The organism is Microcystis sp. M113S1, from assembly GCF_020246945.1.
GTDB lineage: Bacteria > Cyanobacteriota > Cyanobacteriia > Cyanobacteriales > Microcystaceae > Microcystis.
Genome location: NZ_JADBSA010000017.1, coordinates 1 through 8,838 on the forward strand (window position 1 = coordinate 1; position 8,838 = coordinate 8,838).

Here is an 8,838-nt window from a genome sequence, read left to right on the forward strand (position 1 = left end):
ATCAGCAAAGTCTGATAAATATGGGCGTAACTTTCGGATAATTTCCCGATGGGAGCCAACGTCTCAGCGATGTTCCTGTTGCGGGAATATCGGCGGGAAAAAGGCGTTAAATATCCGTGAGTGGGAATGTCTTTTCTGTGGCACTTTTCATGATCGAGATGTAAACGCTGCGGTAAATATCAAGGTCGCCGGAGGACATTCGGAGACTTTAAATGGACGTGGAGGAAAGCGTAAGACTTCTGTTAAAGAAGCAGCATCCCGTGAAGCGTCAACCCCATTCAGCGACCATCTTAAAAAGGTGGCGTGGTGAGGAATCACCGTCCGTTTACGGCGGTGAGGATGTCAACTTTCTAGAAAAAACTCCCCCTACCGCAACTTTATGACCCCTAGTAGCCCTTCTAACCCCTCTTTCGACTGGTTTAACCCCTCGCCCCAGCAAGACAGCGATTTACTGGCACAAATCGGCTTTATCCCCGGGTTCAAAGAATTTCTGACCCTGCGACAGGTTCACGCCTTGGAACACGCCACCGTCTGGGTATTAAGCGAAATGGCTGCCCGTCGTCAATCGCCTTTTGACCATTCCCAAGCGGATAACGAGGCCCTAGGGGGACTCTCCACCGATAGGGGTTTTTATCTCTACGGACAGGTTAATACGAATGAACTGCAAATTGCGGCCAAACAGGCGCTCCATCGTCTCAAAAATGGCGAGGGGCAATTGGCATTACATCCGCGTTGTGGCACCAATTTATCGGTAACTTTAGCCTTAACCGCCGGCTTAGTCTTAGGAACTCATCTTCTCTTACCCAGAGGTCCGATTTCTCAGTTATTAGGCTTAGGTTTAGCCACCGCCGCCGCTTTTCAAATCGGGCCAGATGTGGGAATGTCGGCCCAAAAATACCTGACTACGGCCATTCCTTTTAACTTAACAATCGTTAACATTACACCAAAGGCAGACCTATGGGGACGTTCGGGGCATTTTGTCCAAACAGAGTGGCAAGATTTGCAATAAAACTTAAAGTAAAAACCCTTTCGGCAAACTCGCTCTGATTGTAACCTGTTAACTAAACCCTTAAAAAAAAACAACAGCTATGTCTGGAATCGAACGCGGAGCCCAAGTTAGAATCAAACGTAAAGAGTCTTACTGGTACAAAGGTGTGGGAACCGTAGCCAGTGTTGATAAAAGTGGTATCCTCTATCCCGTTATCGTCCGTTTTGATACTGTTAACTACGCCGGTTTTAGTGGCAGCGCCAGTGGACTGAATACCAATAACTTCGCTGAAAGTGAATTGGAACTCGTTAAGGCTGCCCCCGCTAAGAAATAAAGCTGAGTAAAATTCGGCCTATCATCACCGACTGACTGACGGGAATTCTCTCTTGTCGGTCGTTTTTTTATAGCTATCAGCCTTGAATCAGTTATCAGTTATCAGTTATCAGTTATCAGTAAACAGTTATCAGTTCACTGATTACTGTTTACTGATATTACATTTTGGGCGCACGCGATGCGCCCCTACCATATAAAAACTGACTAATAAATTATCTAAAAGTCGCTGTAACCTTTAGCCAGCAAGAGTTAATGAGTTTAATTATCCTAGATGATTTCTTAAATACTTGACAAAATATATTTAAATAATTTATAATATTAAATAACCCAAAATCATGATAATGTGCTATCAACATAATCGGGTTTGGGTTGTTTAACAATTAGTTTTTCAGTAATCAAATCAGGAATTTATGAGCATTTTAGAACTCATAGAACAAAGACTAGAAGAAAACTTTACCCTCCACGAACAATATCTAAATCCCCAGATGGTTCGGGTACTGAAAACGATCGGTTACGATCGCCACTACGTTAAAGCCCAAGGTCCATACTTGTTCGACAATCACGGGGAAAAGTATCTGGATTTACTGAGTGGTTTTGGTGTTTTCGCCCTCGGACGCAATCACCCCAAGATAGTGCAAGCTTTACAGGAAGTATTGACGGCAGAACTGCCCAATTTAGTCCAATTGGATGCTTCCATCCTAGCGGGATTGCTGGCCGAACGGTTAGCAGCGATCGCACCGACAGGATTAGAACGAGTTTTCTTTGCCAATTCCGGCACAGAAACCGTCGAGGCCGCCATTAAATTCAGCCGCTACGCCACCGGACGCAGCAAAATTGTTTACTGTCAGGGAGGCTACCACGGTTTAACCATGGGTTCCCTTTCCGCCACCGGCGATCCCCATTATCGCCAGGGATTTGGACCTTTTGTCGCCGATTTTGAGGAAATTCCCTTCGGCGATCTGGCTGCGCTCGAAAAAGCTCTAATTAACCAAGAAGTAGCGGCTTTTATTACCGAACCGATCCAAGGTCACGGGGTGAGAATTCCCGAACCGAACTATCTCCCCGCAGCGGCTGCCCTTTGTCGTCGTTACGGCACTCTTTTTGTGGCCGATGAAGTGCAGACCGGTTTAGGCCGGACTGGCAAAATTTGGGCAGTGGAACATTGGGGGGTAGAACCAGACATTTTATGCGTTGCCAAGGCTCTTTCGGGCGGTTTTGTGCCAGTGGGAGCGGTTCTCTGTCGTCCCTGGATCTTCGATCGAGTATTCGATCGCATGGACCGTTCTGTGGTTCACGGTAGCACTTTTGGGAAAAATAATCTGGCCATGGCCGCCGGTATCGCCACTTTACAGGTAATCGAGGAGGAAAAATTAGTGGAGCGCTCGGCTGTAATCGGTCAACAAATTATCGCAGAACTACAGCCCCTCGTAGATCAGTACGAATGTTTGCAGGAAGTGCGGGGATTGGGTATGATGATGGCCTTGGAATTTGCCGAACCGAGCAGTTGGTCATTAAAAGCCGCCTGGAAAATGCTAGAAACCGCCAATAAAGGGCTATTTTCCCAGTTAATCGTCGTTCCCCTCTTTACCCGCCATCAAATTCTCTCGCAGGTTTCCGGCCACGGCATGAATATCATCAAGTTTATCCCCCCCCTCACCCTCTCCGATCAGGATTGCCGTTGGATTGTCACCGCCGTTAAGGATGTGGTCGCTGATGCTCACCGCCTCCCCGGGGCCGCTTGGGAATTCGGCAAAACCTTGGCCAGCCAAGCTATACGCCAAAAAACCGCCAAAAAATAGGTTAATATGTCCAGTTTGTTTCATCCCCTCTGCGGTAGTAACCTTAGCACTCTCCTTCGTTTATTTTTGACCAATGGCGGCATCGATCGCCCCAATTTGGCCCCGGCAACCCTGGCGCTGGCAGTTACCCTGGCGCGACTACCTTTTTCTACCCTAGAACGGATTTTAATGACAGGGTTTTATGAGCGCCGCGTGGAGGTAAAAGCACCCATTTTTATTGTCGGCTATTGGCGCAGCGGCACGACCCATCTGCACAATTTACTCGGTCAATCGGAGCATTTTGGCTATATTTCGCCCCTAGCGGTGGGATTACCCTGGGATATCCTCGGTATCGTCCGCTTATTACAACCGCTGCTGGAATTAGCTCTACCGAGCGATCGCCATGTGGATAACGTTGCCGTTACTCCCGATTCCCCCCAAGAAGACTCGATCGCCCTGGCCAGCATGATCCCCCTTTCCTACTACCATGGTTTATACTTTCCCCAACGTTTTCAGTATCATTTCGATCGAGGGGTTTTTTTTCAAGGCTGCAGCGAGAAAGAAATCGCCACTTGGCAACGTTGGCATACTCATCTATTAAAAAAAGTTTCCATCCATCAAAAAGGCAAACAATTACTAATCAAAAACCCCGTTTATACGACACACATTGCCAAATTACGAACTATCTGGCCCGATGCTAAATTTATCCATATCTATCGCAATCCCTATCTAGTTTTTCCCTCAACCCGCCACTTTTTTACCCGCATCTTACCAGAACTAGCACTGCAATCCTACGATAATTTATCTATTGATGTCATCGAGCAGGTAATTCTGAAAAGTTATCCCCTAATGCTCAATTCTCTCCTGCGAGATAGTGCCGATTTACCCGCCGATAGTTTTGTAGAAATTCGTTTTGAAGATTTAGAAAAAAAAACCCTAGCACAAATCGAGAAAATTTACGATCAACTGCAACTTCCCGACTTAAAAATAGCTATGCCTCGCTTTGAGAAATATATCAGCAGTCTGCAAGGATATAAAAAAAATAATTATCCCCCAGACCCAAAAGCGATCGAATTAGTCGAATCTCATTGGCTACCATTTATTCAACGTTGGAACTATTTTTAGTTATCAGCTTTTTCAGTTATCAGTTATCAGTTATCAGTTATCAGTGATCAGTGATCAGTTATCAGTGATCAGTCATCAGCGATAAGTCATCAGTTATCAGTGATAAGTCATCAGTCATCAGTGATAAGTCATAATTAATAATTAATAATTCATAATTCATAATTTAATATGAAATATCTTAAATTTATCTTTCTGGGTTTAGGTTTTGTTTTACTAGGGGTAATTTTACGACAAACCAATCTACAAGAAGTGTGGCAACAAATCACCCTAGTCGGTTGGTGGGGAATGACATTAGTAATTATTTTGTATTTCCTAGAATTTCTCACCGATGTTTTTACTTGGCAACTAACTTTTAAAAGCATTCCTATCCAACCTCGATGGACAATTCGCCTATTATTAATTTACATGGTAGGGGCAGCCTTTAATCGGGTGACTCCCTTCGCTTCTTTGGGAGGAGAAGGTTTTAAAGCAGTGATGTTGAAAAGTCACTATCAGATTAGCTATAAAGAAACCAGTGCTTCGATCATTCTGACCAAGACATTAAATACTGCTTCCCTTGTCTTCTTTGCAATTATCGGGTTTTTTCTGCTCCTAGCTTCCCCAAAATTTTCTAATTCTTTTAAAACTTTGACTGGATTAAGTCTAGCTATATTCTCCAGTTGTATCCTGATATTTTTCTTGATTCAGCGATTCCGTTTATCCTCCCGAATAGTTAATCGATTAGGTCATTCTTTTTTAGGCGATCGCCTAGCTAAACCTTTAGAAAATCTTCGCAGTGTCGATGATCGTTTAGGGGAATTTTACCGCAATCTGCCACTATTTAGAAATGGCTTGATCGTCGGTTTTCTGAATTGGCCTCTCGGAGTTTTAGAAATCTATGTTTTAATGCAATTTCTCCAACATCCGATCAGTTTTGCCGATGCTTGGTTATTTGATTCCGTTGCTCAATTGGTGCGCGCTGGAACCTTTTTTATTCCCGCTAATATCGGTACTTTAGAAGGTTCTTTAGTGCTGCTGGGTGCTTCCTTAACCGGTAGTCTAGAATTAGGTTTAGCGATTTCTGTAATTCGCCGGGTTAAAGATATTCTCTGGATTATATTAGGTTTGTTGATCTGGTGGTTATTTTCCCTAAGACCGACTTTACCCGATCGCTCTTCAAAATAATCTCAATCAGTCAACTCCCGATTATTCATCCTGTAATTTTTCGCGTACATTGCGAACAATCCGCGATAATTCACTCTTTTCATCGACGCTAATTTTAGTCGGGGAACCACTAATAATCCGCTCGTAATTGCGGAAAGAATCCTTGATATCGGCCCCGTCCTGACTGATAGTATATTCACGAATCCCTTTATCGTGCCAAGAACCGCGCATCTTAAAGACGTTAATCGCTCGGGACATTTCGCCGCGAATTTCCACATACTGCAACATTAAAATCGTGTCGGTAATCGTAGAAATATGGGATTCGGTGATCGAGTGCGCTCCCATAAATTGATCGGTGGTATTGGTGAAAAATCCCGTAATTTCCTCCTGTTTGGCGTATCCTGTCACCCCGATCACAAATTGCCGAAAAGCATTATTTGTCACCCCGCGCGCGAGCGCCGATAGAGAATCAATAGCAATGCGGGAGGGTTTAAATTCCGAGATTTCCGACTTAATCATCTGTAAATGGTCTTCTAATCCCGCCGATTCGGGGTAAGAACACAACAATTTTAATAATCCCTTACGTTCCATCTCCTCAAAATCGATCCCCCAAGAAGAAGCATTTCGGGACAATTGGGCGCGAGATTCTTCATAAGCGAACAAAATCGCCCGCTCACCGCGCCGACAGCCTTCTTCCAGAAATTTACTGACTAGGAGAGTTTTACCCGTACCTGTTGCTCCTGTGGCCAAAATAATCGAATCCTTGAAAAAACCGCCTCCACACATATCATCAAGGGTTTTTACTCCCGAAGAAATGCGGACATTGGAGGAGCGCTGAGTTAAACGCATCGCACCGAGGGGGAAGATATTAATGCCATCATTGGTGATAGTAAAGGGATATTCCCCCTTCATGTGGGTTGTTCCCCGTAATTTGAGGATTTCTGCGGTTCTGCGTCGTCTTTCTCCCTCTAGCACGTTCCGCATAATTACCACATTATCAGAGACAAATTCCTCTACACCAAAACGGGCCACCGCTCCGTATTCTTCGATACGTTCCGTGGTCATAATTGAAGTCACTCCTAATAATTTTAACCGGGCCACGAGCCGAAAAATTTCTCGCCGCACCACTGACACCGCTTCGTACTGCTGAAAAACGGCAGTTACAGAGTCAATTGATACCAGTTTGGCTTTATATTTGGTAATTGCGTATTGAATGCGCTCGATTAGGGCCGAAAGATCAAAACTACCCACCACCTCTTGACCTTCCGGATCCGGAGAAGCATCGAGAATAAATAACTTACCCTGGTCAATTAATTCTTCTAAATCCCAACCAAAACTATAGGCATTTTGGATAATATCGGTGGGAGATTCTTCAAAAGTAACAAACAGGCCCGGATAGTCAAAATACTTGATACCGTGGTAGAGAAATTGAACGGCAAGCAGGGTTTTTCCCGTGCCAGAAGTGCCACTCACTAAGGTAGTTCGCCCCATGGGTAAACCACCGTGAGTGATCTCATCAAAACCTTCAATTAGGGTTCTAATTTTGCGAACACCTTTCGGTTTAATCGGTGGATTCAATTGGCTATTAGAGTTAGATTGAGTCATTATTTATCCAGCGAATATTTAAAGAGTAGGATTTTTATCTAATTTTTCAACAGAAACATATCAGGTCTGACTAGACACTTTATACCGTCTCGATTCCCATTGACTCTTGACTTTCCCATAGACGTACTAGATTACACCCCGATCATTTCTCCTTCAATAAATATAACCCGTCTAATCACCTATTGCCGAAGGCCTAGCTATCATTTTCTCGTTCACGAATTTCCTCGTACAGTAAGTCTAAACCGATCAGAACCTTCTCTCGATCGGACAAATCCCCGATAATTTTCCGCACTGGGGGAGGGAGGACTTTCGCGAGGGTAGGAGTAGCGAGAATCTTGTCTTCCTCCGCTAGTTGCGGGTTTTTCAGCACGTCAATCACTTTCAGCGCATACACTCCCTGAAATTCCTCTTCTAGGATATTTTTCAGGGTTTTCAAGGCACGCACGGAGTTGGGGGTATTGCCCGCGACGTACAGTTTTAAAACATAGGTTTTTTTAAAGACGCTCATAGGTTAGGATTAAAGGGGCTGGGGATAGGAGTTCATCGCTATTTATTGGGGAGATTTTAATCTATTCCCAATAATAAATCATAAGGGATATCCTCGCGAGGTATGGAACGACGGTACATTTCCCCTAGATGAGCAAGGATATCAATGAGAGCGAGACGATAATCTAGGAGAATTTCCTCACTTCTGCCTTCTAATTTTAACTGTTGGGAAAATTCATCCATTAACTCCATGTGAATTTCCAGAATTTGCGACACTGAGAGATCGGTAAAAAAGACATTATTAACCAATTCATCGATCGCTTGATTGATCGGATAATCCTGTTGGAAGTAATTTAAAATAATCTCCCGATAATCTCTTCTTAATTCCCGCAGTAATTCGTTTTTTTCCTCTGGGGCAAGATTGCGATAGAATAGCTGCGGGTTGCGTTTGTAGTAAACACCTAAATAGCCGAGTCTTTCTTTTAATTTTTCTGCTAAACGGCGCTGTTGTAGGAGGAGAAAACTGTGATTATTTTCCACGGGATTTGGTTGGTTAACAATCGTGTTAGGTTCGGAAAAAGAGCAATTAGGAGCTAAATGGAGAAATCGAGCGATCGCTTGGTCGATGACGGAGGTGATGCTGTCTAATTCCTTGACGGTAATTTGTAATTCGGCACTATGATAGAGACAGGTGGGAGAGTCATTCGTCTCGGCAGTGATGTTCTTGTCAGCGACAATGATCACTACGGGCAGTAAAATCCCCCCTTCGTAGAGTTGATTAAAAGTCGGCTGTAGGGAAGGATGAAAGACCACCAGTAAACAATCGATTTTTTCCTTCTCTGCCTCGATATTAGCCAGTAATTCGCTAGAAGACGACCCTAGGGTTAGATTATAGCGTTCATTAGCTAATAAAGCCGTCAAAGAATTAACCAGCCCCAGAGGTGAACTCACTCCCGTCAAGGGTGGGTCCGTTGGGACAAAAGCATAAATAGTCAGTCTCGGAGGCAACGTTTTCTCACCCGCAAGGTAGATAGAAAATAACAAACAATTAGGTTAGGCTTTCTCTGTTGAGAAGACAACCCCCTCGCCATCAAATCGGGGAAGTTAAAGTTAACTTTGCTTTTTGGCAGTGGGTATCGTAGTTAATTGTAATCAATGGAGCGGTTCTCTAGTTGAGCGAGCGTCATAATCAAGGTAGATTCAAGTTTTAGGACTACTAATAGTTTGGCCATCAGTTTGTTAATTAGGGTTTGCTGAATAAATCTAAAAACCTTATCCAACAAGGTTTTTAGACTTTTTTTCCCTCAAAAAGTGCCGACCCTTGGAGTGATTGGGGGGAAAATTCAGGGACTTTTTCCCTGAAAATTAGGTAATTGACCA

Annotated in this window: 9 protein-coding genes; 6 read left to right on the plus strand and 3 right to left on the minus strand. The window is 43.9% G+C overall.

The annotated features are described in order from the left end of the window. The 6 genes from IM319_RS01030 to IM319_RS01055 form a co-directional block, all read left to right on the plus strand. The coding region (locus IM319_RS01030; RefSeq protein ID WP_287734292.1) for a zinc ribbon domain-containing protein at window positions 1-310 on the plus strand (310 nt) is incomplete at its 5' end. Between the two features lie 69 nt (window positions 311-379). Continuing rightward, complete coding sequence (locus IM319_RS01035) at window positions 380-1,009, plus strand: DUF6391 domain-containing protein (protein WP_286825343.1); 630 nt, start codon at window positions 380-382, stop codon at window positions 1,007-1,009. 79 nt (window positions 1,010-1,088) lie between these two features. Further along, a complete protein-coding gene (locus IM319_RS01040; RefSeq protein ID WP_286825342.1) occupies window positions 1,089-1,322 on the plus strand; it encodes a photosystem I reaction center subunit IV in 234 nt (77 codons plus the stop codon). Between the two features lie 409 nt (window positions 1,323-1,731). Further along, complete coding sequence (locus tag IM319_RS01045; RefSeq protein ID WP_286825341.1) at window positions 1,732-3,120, plus strand: aspartate aminotransferase family protein; 1,389 nt, start codon at window positions 1,732-1,734, stop codon at window positions 3,118-3,120. 6 nt (window positions 3,121-3,126) lie between these two features. Continuing rightward, the gene (locus IM319_RS01050) at window positions 3,127-4,224 is read left to right on the plus strand and encodes a sulfotransferase family protein (protein WP_287734293.1); all 1,098 of its coding nucleotides are present in this window, start codon (window positions 3,127-3,129) and stop codon (window positions 4,222-4,224) included. Window positions 4,225-4,392: 168 nt separating this feature from the next. Continuing rightward, the gene (locus tag IM319_RS01055) at window positions 4,393-5,388 is read left to right on the plus strand and encodes a lysylphosphatidylglycerol synthase transmembrane domain-containing protein (protein ID WP_287734294.1); all 996 of its coding nucleotides are present in this window, start codon (window positions 4,393-4,395) and stop codon (window positions 5,386-5,388) included. A 21-nt stretch (window positions 5,389-5,409) separates the two neighbouring features. Here IM319_RS01055 and kaiC read toward each other — a convergent pair whose 3' ends face one another. The 3 genes from kaiC to IM319_RS01070 form a co-directional block, all read right to left on the minus strand. Then, window positions 5,410-6,972, minus strand: coding sequence for a circadian clock protein KaiC (gene kaiC, locus IM319_RS01060; protein WP_002760201.1), 1,563 nt, complete (start codon window positions 6,970-6,972; stop codon window positions 5,410-5,412). A 193-nt stretch (window positions 6,973-7,165) separates the two neighbouring features. Further along, a complete protein-coding gene (gene kaiB, locus IM319_RS01065; protein WP_002733742.1) occupies window positions 7,166-7,480 on the minus strand; it encodes a circadian clock protein KaiB in 315 nt (104 codons plus the stop codon). Window positions 7,481-7,536: 56 nt separating this feature from the next. Next, window positions 7,537-8,466 (minus strand): circadian clock protein KaiA, encoded by a 930-nt coding sequence (locus IM319_RS01070; protein ID WP_287078786.1) that lies wholly within the window; start codon window positions 8,464-8,466, stop codon window positions 7,537-7,539. Window positions 8,467-8,838: the final 372 nt, after the last annotated feature.